The organism is Candidatus Ozemobacteraceae bacterium, assembly GCA_035373905.1.
Classification (GTDB): Bacteria; Muiribacteriota; Ozemobacteria; order Ozemobacterales; family Ozemobacteraceae; genus MWAR01.
Genome location: DAOSOK010000026.1, coordinates 62,544 through 81,577 on the forward strand (window position 1 = coordinate 62,544; position 19,034 = coordinate 81,577).

General features: G+C 63.1%; 13 protein-coding genes. 3 read left to right on the forward strand and 10 right to left on the reverse strand.

The window, feature by feature from the left end:
• Nucleotides 1-128 precede the first annotated feature (128 nt).
• Nucleotides 129-3,761, forward strand: a complete 3,633-nt coding sequence (locus PLU72_13540; protein HOT29203.1) for a tetratricopeptide repeat protein — start codon at nt 129-131, stop codon at nt 3,759-3,761.
• Between the two features lie 60 nt (nt 3,762-3,821).
• On the opposite strand, the gene PLU72_13545 is transcribed toward PLU72_13540, so the two are convergent.
• The 4 genes from PLU72_13545 to PLU72_13560 all read right to left on the reverse strand — a co-directional run bounded on the left by PLU72_13545 (nt 3,822) and on the right by PLU72_13560 (nt 8,034).
• Nucleotides 3,822-4,691 (reverse strand): YihY/virulence factor BrkB family protein, encoded by an 870-nt coding sequence (locus PLU72_13545; GenBank protein ID HOT29204.1) that lies wholly within the window; start codon nt 4,689-4,691, stop codon nt 3,822-3,824.
• A gap of 38 nt (nt 4,692-4,729) precedes the next feature.
• Nucleotides 4,730-5,482: a 2-phosphosulfolactate phosphatase gene (locus PLU72_13550; GenBank protein ID HOT29205.1), complete on the reverse strand. Its 753-nt coding sequence runs from the start codon at nt 5,480-5,482 to the stop codon at nt 4,730-4,732.
• Entirely contained in the window at nt 5,472-5,981 is a 510-nt protein-coding gene (locus PLU72_13555) for a helix-turn-helix domain-containing protein (GenBank protein HOT29206.1), read from the reverse strand. The genes PLU72_13550 and PLU72_13555 overlap by 11 nt, the downstream gene beginning before the upstream one ends.
• A 190-nt stretch (nt 5,982-6,171) precedes the next feature.
• Complete coding sequence (locus PLU72_13560; GenBank protein HOT29207.1) at nt 6,172-8,034, reverse strand: hypothetical protein; 1,863 nt, start codon at nt 8,032-8,034, stop codon at nt 6,172-6,174.
• 147 nt (nt 8,035-8,181) lie between these two features.
• Between PLU72_13560 and PLU72_13565 the strand changes: the two genes are divergently transcribed.
• Entirely contained in the window at nt 8,182-9,333 is a 1,152-nt protein-coding gene (locus tag PLU72_13565; protein ID HOT29208.1) for a hypothetical protein, read from the forward strand.
• A 4-nt stretch (nt 9,334-9,337) separates the two neighbouring features.
• Here the strand turns inward: PLU72_13565 and PLU72_13570 are convergent, their stop codons facing one another.
• From PLU72_13570 to PLU72_13585, 4 genes are read right to left on the reverse strand one after another with little or no spacing between them, the layout of a single operon-like run.
• Nucleotides 9,338-10,555, reverse strand: coding sequence for an ABC transporter permease (locus PLU72_13570; GenBank protein HOT29209.1), 1,218 nt, complete (start codon nt 10,553-10,555; stop codon nt 9,338-9,340).
• Nucleotides 10,552-11,397: an ABC transporter ATP-binding protein gene (locus PLU72_13575; protein ID HOT29210.1), complete on the reverse strand. Its 846-nt coding sequence runs from the start codon at nt 11,395-11,397 to the stop codon at nt 10,552-10,554. Before PLU72_13575 ends, PLU72_13570 begins: the two co-directional genes overlap by 4 nt.
• A 10-nt stretch (nt 11,398-11,407) precedes the next feature.
• Complete coding sequence (locus tag PLU72_13580; GenBank protein ID HOT29211.1) at nt 11,408-12,763, reverse strand: efflux RND transporter periplasmic adaptor subunit; 1,356 nt, start codon at nt 12,761-12,763, stop codon at nt 11,408-11,410.
• A gap of 9 nt (nt 12,764-12,772) precedes the next feature.
• On the reverse strand, nt 12,773-14,314 hold the full coding sequence (locus PLU72_13585) for a TolC family protein (GenBank protein HOT29212.1): 1,542 nt from the start codon (nt 14,312-14,314) through the stop codon (nt 12,773-12,775).
• Nucleotides 14,315-14,462: 148 nt separating this feature from the next.
• On the opposite strand from PLU72_13585, the gene nadC reads away from it, so the two are divergent.
• On the forward strand, nt 14,463-15,323 hold the full coding sequence (nadC, locus tag PLU72_13590) for a carboxylating nicotinate-nucleotide diphosphorylase (protein ID HOT29213.1): 861 nt from the start codon (nt 14,463-14,465) through the stop codon (nt 15,321-15,323).
• Between the two features lie 66 nt (nt 15,324-15,389).
• On the opposite strand, the gene PLU72_13595 is transcribed toward nadC, so the two are convergent.
• Both PLU72_13595 and PLU72_13600 read right to left on the reverse strand, forming a co-directional pair.
• Nucleotides 15,390-16,238: a hypothetical protein gene (locus PLU72_13595; protein HOT29214.1), complete on the reverse strand. Its 849-nt coding sequence runs from the start codon at nt 16,236-16,238 to the stop codon at nt 15,390-15,392.
• Nucleotides 16,239-16,336: 98 nt separating this feature from the next.
• Nucleotides 16,337-19,034 (reverse strand): GAF domain-containing protein (locus tag PLU72_13600; protein HOT29215.1); only part of this gene is annotated, 2,698 nt, incomplete at its 5' end.

Sequence of the window (19,034 nt, forward strand, 5' to 3'; positions counted from 1 at the left end):
GTGCCGGGTCGCTGGTAACGTATCCGTAGAGAAGCGACAACCGCGTGAATGAGGATTTCCGATGCTGCATGCGCCGGAGATCGATCCTGCAAGAGAGAGGTTCGACGATGAGAAGGCTGTCATGCGCCGTGACGTGTTCTTTGATGGTGATAGCTATACACATCTGCTGCTGTGCGTTGCCGGGGGAACAGGAACTTCGGGACCTGACCGAAAAGGCGATGTCGTTTGCCGGCCGGGGCCGGTTCGGCGAGGCCATTCCTCTCCTCGAACAGGCTGTTCGCTCATGCGGGACCGTGTACGGAGAGGAAAGCCTCGAGGCTGCCGCCCAGCTGAATCTTCTCGCCACGATGTATGCAAACGGCAGACGATTTTCCGAAGCCGAATCGGCGCACCGGCGAGCCCTGGACATGATGGTCACGAAGCTGGGGAATGACCACCCGATCGTTGCCTCGGTCATGTGCAATATGGGTGATTCGCTCAGGAAAGGATCGGATTATGCCGGCGCCGAGCCTCTCTATAAAAAAGCTCTCGCTATTCAAGAGAACGTCTTCGGCAAGGAACGGCCTGAGGTGGCGATCACGCTGAATAGCCTGGGCCTTCTCTACCAGGAACAGGGCAAATCCGACCTCGCCGAACCCCTCTTCAGGCGGGCCCTCGATATTCGTGAACGTGCCTTCGGCAAAGATCATCCGAAGGTGGCGGAAAGCGTGAACAATCTGGCCGTGGCGTATGTCTCCCTCGGCAGATATGACGAGGCCGAGCCCCTCTACCTGCGCACCCTCGAAACGGACGAGAAGCTTCTGGGCAAAGACCACCCGACCATCGTGGCCGACCTGAACGAACTGGCCGAACTCTATCGCGCCTGGGGAAAGTTCGCGCAGGCGGAGCCACTCTGCCGACGCGCCGGGGAAATCTGCGAAAAAACGCTCGGGAAAAATCACCCCGAAACGGCCGTCAGCATGACCGTCCTGGCCAAACTGGATCTCGAGCTGGGCAAGTATTCCGAGGCCGAGAACCTTCAAAAGCGGGTTCTGGAAATGAACCGATCGGCCTTCGGGCCCGACCATCCCACCACGGCCGCCGCGATCGGCAACCTCGGCAGCATATACGACGCCCAGGGGAAGTATTTCGAAGCCGCCGATGAATTCAGAAAAGCCTTGCGTATCATCGAGAAAATCCTCGGGCCCGCCCATCCGCATGTGGCAACCGTGATGGGAAACCTCAGCTCCGTCTGCAAGAGCATGGGAAAATACCGCGAGGCCGAGCAACTCGCTCTGCAGACGCTGGCGATCCGTGAAAAGGCTTTCGGAAAAGAACATCCCGACGTGGCGGGAACCTTGAACAACCTGGCGTTCCTCTACGCCGTGCAGGGAAAGTATTCGGAGGCGGAACCCCTCTACAAAAGAGCCCTCGAAATCAGCGAAAAGGTCCTCGGCCGCGAAAAAGTCGCGATCTGCCTGAATAACCTGGCGGGATTGTACCGCGACCAGGGAAAGATGGCCGAAGCGGAACCGCTCTATCTGCGCGCCCTTGAAATACGTGAGCATATATATGGAAAAGAACATCCGGCCGTCGCGGTCAGTCTGAACAACCTGGCCGAGGTGAACGAGGCGCAGAGCGAACAGCTGTATCTGAGGGCGCTGGCCATTCTCGAGAAAGCCCTTGGCGCCGATCATCCCAACGTGGCGACGGCCCTGGGCAACCTGTCCAACCTCTGCCGCCTGCAGAAACGGTATGCGGAAGCCGAAGCGTTTCAGAAGCGTGCCCTGGAAATCCGGGAAAAAGCTCTTGGCAGTGACAGTGCCGACGTGGCCACGAGCCTGAACAGCCTGGCAATGCTCTACGCCGAACAGGGAAAATTCGAGCTGGCCGAGTCGCTTTTCACCAGGGCACTGCGTATCTGGGAAAACGTTCTCGGCGGTGATCATCCGACCGTCGCGCTGACCCTGAATCATCTGGCGGCCTTGAAGAAGGATCAACAAAACTACCCTGCGGCCCTGGACTTTTTTATCCGCGGAATTCAAGCCCTGGAGCGATCTTCACAGCTCGCCGGCGGCGAGGACTTTTCCGGGAAATTCCGCCAGGACCAGGCATCCAACACCAGCCTGTTTTTGAGCGCCGTCGCTTCGTATCGAAAAGAAACGCCGGATGACGCCGGACTATACCTGGCGCAGGGCTTCAGGGCGACCGAGTATTCCCGGTCCAGGGCCTTTCTCGACCAGATGGCAAAAGCCTCCGCTGAAAAGATGAGCGGCATTACCGAGGACGACCTGCAACGGCTTCGCAGTCTCGATTTCCGTCTGCGGACCCTGCAGGAAGCGAAAGCCAGGGAAGTGATGAAGTCCCTGAAAGATCGCAATTCGGAACTCGTATCGAATCAGGAGCTCCTTCTGGGCGAGCTTCGCTCCGAACGGAAGGCGCTTGAAACCGAGTTTTCCCGGAAATACCCGAGGTTCGTCGAACTGCGAAAACCCTCGATCGTCACCATGGAAGAGCTGCAGAAAGACGTGTTACGGCCTGATGAAGTGATGCTGAGTTACTGGGTTGGCGAGGAGGAGTTGTCTGGCTTTCTCATCGATCCGAATCATGTCGCGTTCCTGACCCTGCCCGTTTCGCGACAACAGCTCCGTCGGAAGGTCGCCGCGTTTCAGCTGGCGATCTCACGGCTGGTGCCGGAGGATGCCTTCAAAGCGGCCGGGCTGGACCTCTACCAGACCGTTCTCGCGCCGTTCCTGGCCTCCCACACCATCGGCGCCTCGCAGACGCTCATCATCGTTCCTCACGACGCGCTGAGCTCCGTTTCCTTCGAGAGTCTTCCGGTGAGCGACGCGGGCGCGACGTTCCAGGACGTGGACTACCTGTTCCGCCATACGAACGTTGCATATATACCTTCAGCTACAATATTGAAGACGATGCGTTCGGACCGGAAATGCCGCGATTCGCTGAAAAAACCGACCCGGCCGGGACTCCTGCTCGGCGATCCCGTGTATTCGGAAGAACAACTGCAGGCCCCTGCTTCGGGAACGCCGGCGTCCGGCTCTCAGCGCTCCGCCCTGAACCCCGGGGCGCGGGATGTGGCGCTCGTCCTCAGCCAGGTCGACACGACGAAAGACCGGTCGGCGACCCGTGTCATTCGCGCCGCTCCAGACGGAAGCGTCTCTCTGACGCCGCTTCCCGGGACGCGCACCGAGGTCGAGACCATCGCGGGCATCCTGTATCCGCAGAAGAGCGACGGGAGCGTCCTGCTCGGGCCGGAGGCCCTGGAGAGCACCGTCAAGGCGCTGAACGCGTCGCAGACCCTGCAGGAGTTCGCCTTCCTGCATTTCGCATGCCACGGCATTCTGCCGGGCGAGGTGAAAGGGCTTGCCGAACCGTGCCTCGCGCTTTCGCTGTACGGAGATCCTGAGGAGGACGGCTTCCTCGAGATGGGTGAGATCTTCGGCCTGACCCTGAACGCCGAGATGGTGACCCTTTCCGCCTGCCAGACCGGCGTCGAGGACCCGACCGGGGCCGCACAGGGCATCTCCGGTCTTGCCCGCGCCTTCTTCTACGCCGGCGCCCCGCGGCTGACCGTCTCGCTCTGGAGCGTCAGCGACGAGGCCACCTCCGAGCTCATGTCCGGCTTCTACGGGAACCTGCAGGCCGGCACGCCCTCGCATCTCGACGCCCTCACCGCCGCCCGCCGCAGCCTTCTGGTCTCCCCCCGGTTCGCCCATCCCTACTTCTGGGCCCCCTTCATCCTGATCGGCGAGTGGCGGTAGCCGCGTTCCCGGTCGGAGAACAACGATGTCGGGAAGTTGCCCTCGAGACGGGAAAACCGGTCAGACGCCGGCGTCGTCTCGGTACACGAGGGCGATCCCGGCGCTGAGGTGGGCGCCCATCAGGATGATGATGCTGCAGATGTAGACCCAGAGCAACAGGGCCACGACGGCGGCCAGCGAGCCGTAGACGAGCTGGTAGCTGTTCCAGTCGCTTCCGAGAAACCAGGTGAACACGTGCTTGGTGATTTCCCAGCAGACGGCCGCGGAGAAGCCGCCAGCGACCGCTTCCCGCCATCGGACGCGCGTGTTCGGAACGAGCCGGTACAGCAGTGTGAACAGCGTGAAAATGCCGAAAAACGGGGTCAGCCGGACGAACCACCTGCCGGCAAAACTCATGCCGGCGAAAAACTCGTGGCCCATGATCGAGGCGATCTTGAGGGAGAGGTTGAATGCGGCGGTCGCGACGAGCGAAACGACGACGAAGCAGATCAGGCTTGCGACCATGACCAGGGCGAGGAACCGCTCGTGCAAAAAATTGCGGGCCGGCGCGCCTTTCCAGGCCTGGTTGATGTTCTGCGAGATGCCGGCGAACACCCCCGTGGCCGACCAGAGCAGAACGGCCATGCCGAGAACGCCGACCGTTCCCCGAAGCTCGATGACCTGCCGGATGTTTTCACTGACGATGGTGCGCGAGCCGGGCAGGAACTGGTCGCAGTAACTCAGCACCTCCGCCTGCAGTTCGTTGCTCTGCAGGACCGAACTGTAGATCGCGATGAGAAAGATCAGGAGCGGGAAAAGTGAGAATATTGCATAATATGCAATTGCCGCGGCCGCTTCCAAGGCCTCGGTTTCGGTAACCCGCTGGTTGATGACGACGACCAGCCGGAACAGTCGGTCGATCCCTTCGGGTAGGGCGAAGCGCTTTGTCATGGTGCGATCCGTCTCACGATGACGGAAGGATACCAGAATCAGACCAGCAGGGAAAACCCCCAGTCGGAGACGGGGTGATCACGCTGCGCGAGGCACGGGACGACCGGATACAGGTCCTGCTGGAGCAGGAAGGGGAGATCGTCGGCCATGCCGATGCGCATCACGGCCTGACCCGCGCCGGAATTCCGCAGCAGTTTCAGGGGATCGCGGTAATACCCGTAGACCGCCAGCGCGGCCTGGCCGCCTTCGCCGACCTCGAACGGCCGGTCCGAGGGAATCTGGCTCATCAGCCGCGAGACGAGAAACCCGGCGCAGTAGGCGTCGTCGATCGCGAACCGCTCTTCGCGACCTGCGCAGACCATCGTGATGTCCAGCCCGCCCCTCGTCGCCGCGGCGAGGGCCGCCTCGACGACGGCGCCGGCGTTGAGGAACGAGCCGAGAAACACGTGCGGGGCCAGGTTCACGTCGGCAACGGCCCGCGTGCCGTTGCTCGACGTGAACACTACGGTCCTGCCCTCGAGATCGAGGTTCGCGTATTCCCGCGGGCTGTTGCCGTGGTCGAATCCCTCGGGAAGTACCCCGCCCCGCTCCCCGCACAGCATCGGATGCACCTTCTGCTGCGAGGCGAACTTCATCGCCTTCTGCACCGTCGGCGTCAGGATCACCTTCGCGGGCTTCCTCGAGAAGATGACCTGGAGCGTGGAGGTCGACCTGAGGACGTCCACCACGATGCAGACCTTGCTCGAGGGCGCCTGCACCTGGTCGGGGGTGAAGGCGACGTCAATGTTCATGGCCGTCCGGCTCGTCGTCGGACTTGAGAAGCTCGCGCATGCCGATTTCCAGGAGGGCGCGCCGCGAATCGTCGAGCGTCGCCCGCGTCTCCTGCCTGGCCGCGTCGATCTGCGAAAGCAGCGTTTCACGATGCGGCGGAGCCGCTTCCCCGAGCAGCAGGGTGATCAGCTTGTCGAGACGAGCGTTCCGGGTGTTCAGCTCCTGCAGGTTCTGAAGGACGAGAGACAGGGTCTGGCTGACCTGGTCGGCTGGCGGGGGCGCAGCGCCCACCTCTTCCCCAAGAGCCGCGCGAATTTCCCGCAGAGACTTCCCTTCGGACCGGGCGAGCTGCATGATGCGTCTCAGGACATCGACATGCTCCTGGCGGTATTTCCGATGTCCGCCCGCCGTTCGTTCGGCGGTGAGGCTTCTGGGAAACTGGGTTTCGTAGTAGCGGATCGTGTGCGCCGCGAGACCGGTGATGCGGCAGACCTCGGCCATGCTGAATCGTTTATCCATGATGAACGTGGGTCTCCCTCAGAAACGCGGCCAGACGGCCCGGCCACTGCTCGGGCCTGGAAACGACCGCCACCAGGAAGAAAACGGCAATGCACAAGGCGATGCAGAACATGACGACCTCCCTGTTGAATTGGAATGAACTACCGGGTTTCGGATCCTGGGTCTGAACATCCGCTCCTTTCGGGTATTCTCAGTCGTTTTGCGCCCCGATGGGCGTCAGGGCGCCGGCGATGGCCGCCTCGGCGCCGCCGATGACGGCGTCGGCGAATTTCCAGAGCTGTCGCTCCGCCTCCGCTGGCGATGCACGGCGGAGAGGAGCCGGCCGTGCGGGTTCGGAAATGGCCTGCGCGGGTTCGGCGATCTCGCCGGCCGAGATGCCCCCGACCCCTCGGGGTTCGGACGTCACCGTCGTTGCCTGAGGCCGGACGAGAGCGCTCCTGCGATCCATTTCCCGCGGCGCCGCCGCCCGAACGTCTTCCAATTCGGCGCTTGCGACGATGATCTCGGTCTGGGGGGCCGCGCCGCCGGCGATTTCCGCCAGCCGCCGCCGGACGTCGATATCGGGCGGACGTTCCGGCCCCATGGCGAGCGGCGTAGGGACGTTGTAGAGCCGCTCGAGCTGGTTTCGCAGTCGCCGCTCCTGGTCGTACATCCTGCGCTTTTCCGCGTCGGCGGGCGCCGTGCGCAGCTCGTCCCCGGTCGCGCCCCAACGATACTCGATCGCGTGGTACGGGTCGAACGAGAGGTCGAACAGCCGCTCGAGAACCTGGTGAAATGTCAGGGTCACGGGGTTGCCGGCCGAATTTTCGTATGTCACCGTCAGTTTTGGGCTGAGCGAGTCGTACAGCGACAGGAGTTCGGCCGCGAGCCGGTCAGCGGAACCGGCATACTCGATCGCCGGGTCTCGACGGGCCGCCATCTGGAGCATCCGCTCGGTCTGGGAATAGAAATCCTGGAATGCCACCTTCAGGCGGGCGTCGCGGGACGGCGTCGAGAAGGATTCCCATTCTCCGTCCGTTCCGTAGATATTCCACGGAAGCGAGCCCGGATGTGGCTTGCGATGAATGCCTGCCTGGATGCAGAGATCGACTGCCAGCGCCCGGTACCGGATATCCTCGTGGATGTCCTCCATCATGGCCCTGAAATCCTCGAACGGCCGCACCCGGCCCCCTCGCGAACTCAATCGCGCCCGAACGTAGTCGAAATACGAGAGGCCGTTCATTCCCTGAAACTCGTATGAGCCGCGATACTGGTCGTCGGCTGAATAGTCCTTGATATTGTGATTCGCGAGCCGGTGAATCTGGCCGTCGCTGCCGTACCAGATCGGCCGCCATTTGCGGAACCCACCCCCCTGGGACTGGCCGCCGAGCGCGAACTTGCCTCCGAACCACGGCCGCGAGACGCTCCGGTCGGGGTGCGCGTCGATCAGCCGCACGCGCCCGTCCTCCGTCACCTTGTAAACGAGCGCCACGTGGCCGTTCGGGTCGTAATACACCGTTCCCGGCCGGATCGTGTCGGGGCCGATCCTGACCGGGTAGGTGTCGCCGGTTTCGACCTCGGGCGCCATTCTATAGTATCCGGAATTGACCAGTGTGACGTAGCCGAACAACTTCTGGGGCGTGGAAAACGCATCCTGGTCCTTGAAGCATTTCGGCCGGTTGCCGTGGCTGTACCGCTCGTCGCCGCGGCTCTGTTTCGTGATCTCGCACACGTATCCGAAGGGCAGGCGCAGCTTGTAGGCGACGTAGGCCCGTACGAGATACGGAAAATCGGCGCAGTCGGGCGACAGGTTGAACTTCTGGTCCTCGCTGCCGTACAGCGGATTCAGCCTGCTGTCGCGGATGAACCGGTTCAGGTTCGGGTGGCCCGACTCGCCGAGCCGCGCCACGAAATCACTGTAGACCTGCTCGTCCTGGTCGGTCCATCGCGTCGCGTTGAGGGCCCAGGCGCCGGCGTCGGCGATGGCGGGCGCGAAGAACCAGCAGACGCACGCAAGCAGCAGCGTCAAAGCCGCGAAGACCGGCCGACGCCCGCTTCCATGTCCTGATGTCATTCTTGCTCCGCCGCGCGGAAATGGCATGCGAACTCCTCGGTGACCCCCTATCGGCAGGTTTCCCGGTTTTCTTTCGCATCCGCGAAACTGGACGAAGTTCGACGTTCAGCCGACAAAGATGGAGAACGAGACAAGGGGAAGACTGCTATGGGAATCGTGGGAATCGCTTTCCGAAAACATGCGGCGTGTCGCCGATGTCTGCTTGCGACGGCACTGCTGACGATTGGTGCTGCAGCTTTTCTGACGACGTTCGATATCCCCGCCGCCGGGGCGGCGGTGGAGAGCGGGGCGGCGATTCCTGCTCCCCTGTCCGATCCGGCGGTGTGCGGCTATTTCAGGCTCAGAGAAGGCTTTGAGCGGCTCGTGAAGGACGGAGCCGATCCGGACCAGGTCGCTTCGACCGCCGCGAACGCTCCCGAACGGGTCTTTTTCGATGCATTCGAGGCGGCGGCCCGCGCCCGGGATCAGGTGCGGGCAAACGCCCGCGGCGAATCGGCGAAATCATCGAACATGAAACGTTCGCGGACGGGAACCGAAACGTCTCGGGCGATGCTCGGAGTCATCAGGGCCTTCTCTGCCGCGCGCGCATTCATGCCGGACGATCTGTTCGTCTTCGTTCGCGGTCCCGGCGAGTATGCCGCCCTGGTGACCGGGAACGTCACGCCGCAGGCCTGGGAAAATCTGTTCGATGCCTCGGCCAGAATGCCCCGCGCGGCGGGATTCACCGTGAACGCCGCCGGAGGGGACGTCGGGGCCGACCGCCCGATTCTGCACGTCGGGCCCGGCTATCTGCTCCTGGCGCCCGCAGGCCTTGAAGGAAACCTCCTCGATGCGCTTCAGGCAGGCGCGACGCTCGACGACGACAAGTGGAAGACGTTCCGGAAGATGGTCGGTCTCAAACCCGTTGCAGCACTCGAAGCCGACATGGAAGGCTTTCTGGAGCGACGTCGTGATACTGGAGCCGAAGAAGCGCTGCTGCCCTTCCCCTACGACAGAATACAGGTGCTGCGGCTCCTCCTCGATGCCCGCGTCATCAAGGCCCAGCTGTATGCGCCGGACGAACAGGCCCGCACCCTGCTCCGCCAGGCGGCGGGAGGCATTGCGCAGGGGATCAGGGCCGCGACGGCCGGTTCCCTGTTCGCGGACGCTTTCGGGACGATCGCCGAATCGATCCAGCAGACGAGCGTGTTCATCGAAGGCCGCGGTCTCGACCGAAACGCGTCGCTGGCCGGCGTTTCCACGCTCGGCGTTCTGGCTCAGCTGTTCAGGAGCGCGCTTCCCGGGCCCGTCGCTCAGTAGCGCGTCACTCGAACCGCAGGGCCTCGATCGGGTCGAGCTGGGAAGCTTTCCAGGCCGGATACAGGCCGAAGAAGATGCCGACGGCGGCTGAGAACGTCACGGCGATGATCATCGCCGGGATCGAAACATACACCTGCCACTCGGTGAACCGTGAGATGATGCTGGTCAGGCCCATGCCGAGCAGGATTCCCAGCAGGCCTCCGACGCACGAGAGCGTCACCGACTCGACGAGAAACTGGGTCAGGATGTCGCTGGCCCGGGCCCCGATCGCCATGCGGATGCCGATCTCGCGAGTGCGTTCGGTGACCGAGACGAGCATGATGTTCATGATGCCGATGCCGCCGACCACCAGCGAAACCGAGGCGATCGCGCCGAGCAGCAGGGTGATGATGCCGAGCGTGGAGCCGGCCATTGCCGCGATATCGGCCTGAGTGCGGATCTGGAAGTCGTCGTCCTGGTTGTCCGTGAGGCGGTGACGGCGCCGGAGGACGTTCGCGATCTCCTCCTTGGCCTCATCGACCGCGTCGTCGCTCACGGCGGATGCCATGATCATGTTTATATGGCTGATTCCCATCATGCGACGCTTCACCGTCTCCAGCGGCGCCAGGGCGACGTCGTCCTGATCCTGGCCAGGGCCGCTCTGGCCGCGCTCCTCGAGAACGCCCACGACCTCGAACGGCATCTTCTTGATCCGGATGATCCGGCCGATGGGATTGATCGAGCCGAACAGGTTGTCGGCGACGACCTTGCCCAGGACGCAGACTTTCGCGCCGTTGCGGACCTCCTGTTCCGTGAAATATCTGCCGGCGGTGACTTTTGAAGCGCGGATGTCGAGGTAATCGATGCCGACGCCCATTACCTGGGTCGACCAGTTCTGGTTGGCATACACCATCGGGCCGCTGGTCCGCACGACCGCCGAGACCATGCTGATCGAGGGGCAGTCGGCCGCGAGCGCGTCCGCATCGCCCTCCGTCAGGGTCGTCATGGTGCCCATGCCCATGCGCGCCCCCCCCGACGAGGAGCTGCCGGGCATGATCATGATCAGGCTGGTGCCCATCTTGGAAATCTCGTTCTGCACCGATGCGTAGGCACCCTGGCCGACCCCGACCATCGTCACGACAGAACCGACGCCGATGATGATGCCGAGCGCCGTGAGAAACGAGCGCATCTTGTTGCGCGCGATGCTGATCAGGGCAAGGCGGACGACGCCCCAGAGGTTCATGGAAGATTCGCTCCTTCGCGCTCTTCGATGACCGGCGGCTCGGTCTCATCGGCGAAGCCGTTCTGCTCGAGCGGCGGCAGGGCGGCCAGTTCGGCCGTCGCATCGAGCTGGCTCTCGACCGGGGCGTCGCTGGAGATCAGACCGTCCTTCACGCGCACGTTTCGCGTTGCATACCGGGCGATATCCGGCTCGTGCGTGATCAGCACGATCGTGATGCCCTGCTGGTTCAGGCCCTGGAAGATAGCCATGATTTCGACGCTCGATCGCGAGTCGAGATTTCCCGTCGGCTCGTCGGCGAGAATGACGGCCGGGGTGTTGACGAGGGCCCGTGCGATCGCAACGCGCTGCTGCTGGCCGCCCGACAACTGGCTCGACGTATGGTGCTCCCGGCCGGTCAGCCCGACCGAGGCGAGGGCGGCCAGGGCCCGCTCCCGACGCTCCTCAGGCTGCACGTTGGCATACACCATCGGCATCTCGACGTTTTCGAGGGCGCTCGTGCGGGCAAGCAGATTGAACCCCTGGAACACGAAGCCGATCTGCCGGTTGCGCACCGTGGCGAGCTGGTTTTTCGACAGGTGCGAGACCTCGACGCCGTTGATTCGGTAGGTGCCGTGGGTTGGCCGGTCGAGGCAACCGAGAATGTTCATCAGCGTCGACTTGCCGGAACCCGATGCGCCCATGATCGCCACGAACTCGCCGCGACGCACGGTAAGATCGACGCCGCGCAGCGCCCTGACCGTGACGCCTTCCATGAAATACGTCTTGTGAACGCCGGAAATCTCGAGCAGGGGCGGCTCGGCCCCGGTCGAACCGGAAGCGTTCGTCGTGATCGCCTGGCTCATCCGCTGCCCGTCAATGAATCCGGATGCCGGCGCGTCGGCCGCCCCTGCCCGATTCTGCGGCCTTGTTGCTGACGAGCAGGCGCTGACCCGGCTTCAGGTCCCCTTCGAGGAGTTCGGTGTATCTGTTGCTGCTGATGCCGGTCTTGACCGTTATCGGTGCGGGCTTTGAGTCTGCGGCGAGGATCCAGACGCGCGCGTAATTCGGCCCTTCGGGGAGATCCGGGAGGCTGGCGGGCATGTATCCCTCGGGCGGCTTGAAGAAGAGGGCGCGGGACGGAAGTCGGATGGCGTTCTTCCGATGTTCGACGAGGAACTCGACGCTCGCCGTCATGCCGGGCTTGAGCACCAGATCGTCGTTGTCGACCATCACGATGACCGAGTAGGTCACGACGTTCGAGGTGATCGTCGGCGAAAGCCGCACCTGGACGACGCGGCCCCGGAAGGTCCGGCCCTTGAACGTATCGACGGTGAACTGCGCGGACTGGCCTTCCTTCACCATGCCGATGTCGGCTTCGTCGACGGCCGTCTCGATCTGCATGCGTCGCATATCTTTTGCTATAGTAAAGAGGGTCGGCGCCTGGAGACTCGCGGCGACGGTCTGGCCGACGTCCACTTTCCGCGAGACGATGACCCCGTCGATCGGCGAAAAGATCTTCGTCCGGCTGAGGTTGATCTTCGCGACGTTGAGAAGCGCTTCCATCTGTCTGATCTGGGAAAGCGTTCCGGCGTGCTGCGCTTCGGCGGCGGCGATCTGCGCCTCGATCGACTCCTGCTTCGCCCGGTAGGTGGCCATCTGGCTTTTTACCGCTTCGAAGGCCGCTTTCTGCGAATCGAACGACGTCTGCGCCGAGTCGAGATCCGACTGGGAAATCAATCGACGCGCCGCCAACTCCTTCATGCGCTTGTAATTGCGCTCGGCGTCGGCCACAGCGACCTCGGCCTTGCGAACGTTCGCCAGCCCGACCTGCTCGTCTGCTTTCGCGCCCAGCATCGAAGCTCGCAGGTTCTGGATCTGGGCCGCGCTGTTGCGCTCGTTCGATCTTGCGCTCTCGAGGTTCGCCGTCGCCTGCTCGACCTGGGCCTCATGCGTGGATGGATCGAGTTGGGCGATCAGCTGGCCTTCCTTCACGACGTCGTTGAAATCGACCGAGATCGAGGCGATGATGCCGCTGACCTGGCAGCCGACCTCGACGGTCGTCACGGCCGCGAGGGACCCCGTCGCCGAGATCGTCTGGCGGATGTCCCCCTCGGTGACTTCCTCGAAATTCCAAGTCGGTGGAACGTTGCGCAGCTTGTAGACATACCAGCCGCCTCCGGCCAGGCCAAGCACCATGAGAATGACGATCGCGATACAGCCGTATTTCATCGCTTCACCTTACTCGTTTGTTTCGGCGTCGTCCGTTCCAGCGGAAGCGGCGGAAGGAAGTTCGGAAGACATCGCCGGTTCATCGCCCGCCAACTCCATGGACGGCCCGGACGCAACGGGCGCGGCGTCGACCGTTTTCGTGGCCAACTCAACGACGATCGGCGTCACGGAGGCGATGTCCGTTTCGAGGAACGTCTCATCGGTTACGGCACCTGCCGTCCAGGCGGACATGCCGCCCGCTTCCGCGGGCATGATGCCGAGGGCGCGGTCGAGCGTCGTGAGGGCGATGAGACTGTCGTAGTAGGCCGTGATATGGCTTCCGCGGGCTGAAGAATAGGCCGCACGGGCGTCGGTGATCTCGATCGGGGAGCCGAGGCCGGCGTCGAATCTCCCTTCGGCCAGGGACAGCGATTCTGCGGCCTGCCTGAGGAGGACCTCCGAGGCGGCGAGACGCTGGAACGCGTCCCGTATGCCGGTGACCGCGGTTTCGATCTCGGCGCGCACGGCCAGGCGCTGCTGGTCGAGCGAGGCGCGGGCCTGTTCCACGCCGTTGCGCTGCTCCTCGATGGAATACCGGGTGAGCTTCCCGTCGAGAACCGGCACGGACAGCTGTATGCCGACGCTCCAGCTGCGGTCGAGCGGGGAGGCCGTGCCGTTCCAGTCATACCCGGCAGAGGTGGAAAGCGTCGGGTTCATCCCCCGCTTCGTGCCGGTCAGCCGATGTTTTGCAGATGCGACCTGAAATCTGCTCTGCAACACGTCCTGGCGGGCGAGGGCCTCCTCAATGAGCCGGTCCGGGTCGAGTTCGGGCTCGATGAGCTTCTGAAAGCCGCTCTGGGAAGCGATCTCGATTGTTCCCTCGTATCCGACGGCTTTCGCCAGGGCGGAAAGCGCGTTTCGCGCTTCGCTTTGCGCCTTGATTACCGCTACGTTCGTGTTCGCGACGTCGACGAGGGCTTTGGTGATGTCGTAGGGCGCGCGCGTGCCGACATCGACGAACCCGCGCACCTTGGTGAGATGCACCTCGTAACTCTTCAGCAGATCCCGCTGGACGTCGACCTGGGCCATCGCCTGGAGGGCGCGGTAATATGCCGTCTTGATCGTCACCGCCGTGGTGACATCGCTCCAGGAGCGGCCGGCGCGGGACGCGGCGTAATCCGAGTTCGCGGCGTTCAGTTTCGCCGAAGTCTGGCCGGAGTCGGTCAGGGTTTTGCGGAGGGAAATGCCGTTCGACGTCGAATCGGTCATACCGATGCCTGCCAGTGCCGCCGTGCGCCTGAACTCCTGGCGGTTCCGGGAAAAGTTCGACTGGACGTTCACCTTCGTGCCCATGCCGCTCCGGGTCGAGCCGATGCGGGCCCGGGAGGCATTCATGGCCGCCTCTGCGCTGCGGATGGTCGGGTGATGCTCCAGACCGTAGTCGAGACACTGTTCGAGCGACCAGGGGCCGGACGCCGGCTGCGCCGCCGCCGGAACCGAACCGGCAAGCAGTCCACCGATGCCGAACAGAAGGCAGTTCGTGAGGAACGATGATCCGAAACGGTTGTTCATGGTGACACAGGATATCACGCATCGGCTGATATGGCCAGAGCAAAAGCTGAGGGAAGCGTAAATAATAGTGCAAAATATAAATTAGGGATGCTTCCCTTTTCTCGCGAATCCGGTATAATCGCCAGCACACCCTCGTGGAGGATGGACGATGAGCCGGCGTATCGAAACGTTTCTCGCGGAAGATCTCGGGCCTCACGATTGCGACATTTCCGTCGAATGTCTCGGAGAGGCGGCCGCCAGACCCGCCGTCGGACGGGTGACCGCCAAGGCCTGCGGGATCATCTGCGGTCTCTGGCTGATCGAACCGGTCGTCCGGGCCGTCGAATCCCGCCGGTCCGCGTCGGGAAAGGCCGTCGTTCCGGCTTCGGTGAACATCCTCGCACGCGACGGCGATGCCGTGTCCCCCGGCGCCGTCGTGGCCGATCTTTCGGGCCAGGTCGGCACCCTGCTGACGGCCGAGCGAACCCTGTTGAACCTCGTCCAGCGTCTGTCGGGCATCGCAACCCTCACGCGCTCCTTCACCGACGCGATGAGAGGAACGGCGTGTCGCTTGCTCGACACTCGGAAAACCACGCCCGGCCTGCGCGACCTGGAGAAAGCCGCGGTCCGGGTCGGCGGCGGTGCGAACCACCGATTCGGCCTGTTCGATATGGTGATGCTCAAGGACAACCACATCACCGCCATGGGCGGCGACATTCGGGCCGCGGTGGCGGCCGCCAGAAGCCGCATCGGGCCGGCTCTGAAGATCGAGGTCGAGGTTGCGACGTTCGAGCAGCTCGAGGCGGCGCTCGACGCCGGCGCCGACATGATCATGCTCGACAACATGCCCCCCGACCTGATGAAACGTTGCGTGGTCCGCACGGCCGGTCGCGTGCCGCTCGAAGCCTCTGGCGGCATCACGCTCGAGACGGTCACCGCGGCGGCCGCGACGGGAGTGGACTACGTCTCCGTGGGCGCGGTGACGCACAGCGCGAAGGCCCTCGATATATCGATGAAAATACGGATCTGATTCCGGAAAACGAAGAAGAAGGCCCCGCCGACCGGCGGGGCCTTCGTGCTGGAAAGATGCGGCGAATCAGAAGCGGCCGACGAACCCGAAGACGGGGCCGGTGTAGCCGACCTTGATGCTGTTGGTCTCGGACTCGCCGTCGACCATGAAACCGCGGTAGCCGGCGGTCAGGAACCACTGCTCGCTCGTGGTGAGCGGGTTGAGGCGCCACTGCAGGTCGAGGGTGTAGTCGTAGGAACGGGCGCTGTTGTCGCCGACGGTGGCGCTGATGTATTTGAAACTGCCGTGAAGGCCGAAGGTGTCCGTGAACCGGGCGCGGCCGGCGAGGCCGATGTAGGGAATCGGCAGCAGTTCGCCCCAGGAACCGCCGATCGCGGCGTTCGTCGCGTCGCGGCCGCTCACGCTGAGATGCGCGTTGTCGAACTTCACGCCATACAGGAACTCGACGTGGCTCGGATCGACCTTGACCTTCGCGGGATCGCCGAACACCTTCAGCATGCGGGCGCCGCACAGATCGAACCAGACGTGCCGCAGCGTGAGGATGGCGCCGGCATTATAGTTTTTGTTATCGAACGTGACGGCCTTCGTGATCGTGCCCTGGTGCCGGACGATCGCGTAGTCGAGGGTGAGGCGGCTCCGCCGTGACAGCGTGTATCCGAAATGAAGGTTCGGGACGCTGCGGTCGTCGAAATTGCCGTTGTCTTCGAGGTCGATCTTCAGCCCTTCGACGTTGAGATCGCCGTACAGTTCCGACTGCCAGACGCCGAACGAGCCGCTCAAACGCTTGTTGATCTGCCACCTGTCAAAGTTGCCCTTCTGGTCGGCCTTGGGCGCCTGGACGTCCCACTGCCAGCCGAACGCGGCCCCGCCGACAAAGCAAAACAGACAGAGCGCGAATGCAAAACGTTTGATCATGTTATCCTCCGAATAAAATGTGTCTCTGAAACGCAGGCATTATAAAATCGGCCCTCCCCTCGACGCAAGAGGGCCGAAGAAATCAGTGAAAGGGAACGTCAGGAGCGGTTTGCCGTCGCGCCTTGCTGCTCGGCTTCCAGGAGGGAGGTCGCCTTGAGCCACGGCGGGCAGTATGGGGTTTCGCGGAGCCTGACGAAAGCCGCGACGACTGCCGGATCGAACTGGCTGCCGGCGCACCGGCCAATCTCCGCCATCGCCTCGTCGAAGGTCAGCGGCTTACGATACGGCCGGCACGACGTGATCGCGTCGAACGAGTCGGCGACCATGATGATGCGCGCGCCGATGGGAATCTCGTCGCCCTTCAGGTTGCTCGGATACCCTTTCCCGTCGAACCGCTCGTGGTGATGCTCGATGATCATGCAGACGTTTTTCAGGAACTCGATCGAGTTCAGAATGCCGGCACCGATCATCGGATGCGATTTGATCGTCTCGAACTCCTCGTCGGTCAGGCGGCCCGGCTTGAGCAGGATCTGCTCGCTGATGCCGATCTTTCCGACGTCGTGCAGGAGCGCCGCATGACGGATCGTGTCGACGTCTATCCGGGGAAGGCTCATCGCCAGGGCGAGAGAGACGCTCAGGTCCGTCACGCGGCGCGAGTGGCCGTGCGTATAGCTGTCCTTCGCGTCGATTGCGGCCGCCAGGGCTCGGATCGTTTCGAGGTAGACATTGAGGAGGTTGTGATACAGCCGGGCGTTCTCAATCGCAACCGAGGCCTGCGAGGCCAGTGTGTCGAGAAGATCAAGGTTTTCGGCCAGGAACGGCCCCTTCTTGTCGAGCTCGCGTTCGCAGTTGATGACGCCGATCAGGTTGTCGCGATTCAGCAGGGGCGCCGAGATCAGCGTCACCGGCTTGGGGCCCGTTTCCAGGGCGAGCTTCTTGAACTGGGGCTCGAGCGTCGTATTGGAGACGCGCAGGGGCTTTCGCTGCTTCGCGGCTTGGCCGGCGATGCCCTCGCCGAGCCTGAAGCGCACGTCCTTGATGCGCGCGTCGTCGAAACCGCGGGAAACCTGGACGTGCAGTTCCTGGTGCTCGTCCGAATACAGCATCAGCGTGGCCCGGTCGGAATCGGTGATGCGCGTGGTCATGTCGATGAAGTAGGTGAGGACGGAATCGAGGTCGAGCGACGAGTTGATGGCCTTCCCGAGCTCCTGGATCAGGCTGAGCTCGGCGACCTGCTGTTCGGTGCGCTCATACAGGTTCGCGTTCGCGATGGCCTGAGATATCTGCCCCGATATACTGAGGAGCAGGTTCAGGTCGTCTTCGGTGAACGCGCTGCCGGAACGCTTGTTGTTCACGTTCAGCACGCCGAGAAGCCCCTTGTTGTGCAGGATCGGCACCGACAGGACGGACCGCGTCGTGTATTCGAGCCTGCCAGACCGGTTCGCGAACCGTTCGTCCTTCGAGATGTCGCGGATGAGGACCGGCTGTTTCTGTTGGGCAACCCAGCCCGAAACACCTTCTCCGACCGGAACGGTGACCCGGCCGACGAGGTTTTTCGGCATGCCGATGGCGGCGTCGAGGGACAGTAGGTTCCGGAGCGGGTCGTAGGCCATCAGCGAACAGTTCTCGACGTCCATGACGTCCTGGACCTGCTGGAGGATCATGTTGAACAGCCGGTCGATATTCAACGTCTTCGACACCGACGAACTGATCTTGTACAGAGTCGTCAGATACTCGAGCTTTCGACGCGAATCGTCGAACAGCCGGCGGTTCTCGAAATGCGAGGTCAGCAGCCGGCCGATCGTGGTGAGCAGCTTCTCGTCGGCCTCGCTGAACGGCGTCCCGTCCTTCTTCTGATACGCGCTCAGCACGCCGACGAGCTGCTCCTTCGTCGCGAGCGGCACCGAGAGCACCGAGCGCGAGAAGTGATCGAGGAAGGAGAATTTCACGATATTGACGTCGTGAGTGACGTCCGAGATCAGCAGGGATTTCCGCTGCTGGGCCACGAAACCGTGAATGCCCTTCCCGAGCGGGATGCGAAGGTCGCCGAGTTCCTCGGGGAGGCCGATCTTCGCCTTCAGATACAGGTCGTCGCGATCGCCGTTGTAGATCATGAGCGAAACACCGTTGCATGCGAGGGCCGCGGCGATGTCGGCCACGACCTCGTCGAGCAGGTTTGCATCGCCCGCCCGCTCCGACAGTTTCTCGGAGATGGCGAACAGATTCGTCATCTCGCGCACCTGCTGGTTCGAACTGCTCAGCAGGCGCGCGTTCTCGAGGACCTTCGTCACCATCGAGGCGAGGGTGCTGAGCGTGGTGCAGTCGTCCTTCGTGAACGCGTTGATCTCGGACGAGTCGACCGAAATGACGCCGATGAGCTTGTCGCCCACCGTCAGCGGGACGGCCATTTCGGAGTAGATCGCCTCGGGGGTCTCGATGTAGCGAGGCTCGAGCAGGACGTTCGGAACGACGAGCGGCTCGCGGTTCTTCGCGACCCAGCCCGTGATGCCCTGGCCGATCGGAACCCGAATCTTCTTGACCTCCTGCGGATACGCGCCGCGGGCGACGGCGACCTCGAGATACCGCTTCTTGTCCTTGCGGAGGAGAAGGGCGCCGCAGGTGGCGTTCGTTATATCGATCGCTATATCCATCAGGAACTCGAGCAGGTTCTGAAAGTCCAGGGTCGAGTTCATGATGTTCGATGCCTCTTCGAGCACCGACAGGATCTTTTCCTTGCGGCGAAGCGCCTCGCGTTCGCACGCCATGTCGGTCTGCTGCTGGAAGAAGTGGTCGACC

Excerpts from the sequence above, each read along its gene's own strand:
- PLU72_13545 (HOT29204.1), bottom strand. The coding sequence starts at position 4,691 with ATGACAAAGCGCTTCGCCCTACCCGAAGGGATCGACCGACTGTTCCGG.
- PLU72_13550 (HOT29205.1), bottom strand. The coding sequence starts at position 5,482 with ATGAACATTGACGTCGCCTTCACCCCCGACCAGGTGCAGGCGCCCTCG.
- PLU72_13555 (HOT29206.1), bottom strand. The coding sequence starts at position 5,981 with ATGGATAAACGATTCAGCATGGCCGAGGTCTGCCGCATCACCGGTCTC.
- PLU72_13560 (HOT29207.1), bottom strand. The coding sequence starts at position 8,034 with ATGACATCAGGACATGGAAGCGGGCGTCGGCCGGTCTTCGCGGCTTTG.
- PLU72_13565 (HOT29208.1), top strand. The coding sequence starts at position 8,182 with ATGGGAATCGTGGGAATCGCTTTCCGAAAACATGCGGCGTGTCGCCGA.
- PLU72_13570 (HOT29209.1), bottom strand. The coding sequence starts at position 10,555 with ATGAACCTCTGGGGCGTCGTCCGCCTTGCCCTGATCAGCATCGCGCGC.
- PLU72_13575 (HOT29210.1), bottom strand. The coding sequence starts at position 11,397 with ATGAGCCAGGCGATCACGACGAACGCTTCCGGTTCGACCGGGGCCGAG.
- PLU72_13580 (HOT29211.1), bottom strand. The coding sequence starts at position 12,763 with ATGAAATACGGCTGTATCGCGATCGTCATTCTCATGGTGCTTGGCCTG.
- PLU72_13585 (HOT29212.1), bottom strand. The coding sequence starts at position 14,314 with ATGAACAACCGTTTCGGATCATCGTTCCTCACGAACTGCCTTCTGTTC.
- nadC (HOT29213.1), top strand. The coding sequence starts at position 14,463 with ATGAGCCGGCGTATCGAAACGTTTCTCGCGGAAGATCTCGGGCCTCAC.
- PLU72_13595 (HOT29214.1), bottom strand. The coding sequence starts at position 16,238 with ATGATCAAACGTTTTGCATTCGCGCTCTGTCTGTTTTGCTTTGTCGGC.